Consider the following 554-nt stretch of genomic DNA (forward strand, 5'->3'; position numbering starts at 1 on the left):
AGAGAACTCTCAACACATCTATGACTTTGCTGATGCTGTTGTCGCAGTCCGGCTCAAGATGACCCATGACCTGTATCTGGAGGAATGGAACCGTCTGATGGGCAGCGAAGAATTAACTGATGCACAACAGAAAGACTTGGCGGAGTTAACCGAAGACCTCAAAGCCCTCAAACATGTCATAGGGTTCTATGAAGTCATCCATTGACCTCATACAGCACTGAATAAAACCAAGACCGCCCCTACACAGTGGCGGTTTTGCTATTTCTACCCATCAAATAAGTCAAAAAAAGCACTGATTTGATGACAGAAGCCGACCCGACAGACAGATGGGTATCTAAGTCATTGATTTATAGTTATTTGGTTGCGGGGGTAGGATTTGAACCTACGACCTTCAGGGTCGTGTCTGTGTCGTATAAAATCAATGACTTACCGGCCATAGGTAGTCGTTAACCTCATAACTAAGTGCTGTTGTTTTGGACTTGGCAAAACACCTAACTGTGTGTACCCTCAGGAAACGTCCTGGCAGGCTATATATACAGGGAGACACTTAATGG

Annotated in this window: 1 protein-coding gene; it reads left to right on the forward strand. The window is 45.1% G+C overall.

Annotated elements, in window-relative coordinates; genetic code table 11:
* Positions 1-205 (forward strand): hypothetical protein (locus tag AC1QQ2_RS14995; RefSeq protein ID WP_479713749.1); only part of this gene is annotated, 205 nt, incomplete at its 5' end.
* Positions 206-554: the final 349 nt, after the last annotated feature.

The sequence above is a fragment of the Aestuarium sp. genome, assembly GCF_023253315.1.
GTDB lineage: Bacteria > Pseudomonadota > Alphaproteobacteria > Rhodobacterales > Rhodobacteraceae > Marivivens > Marivivens donghaensis.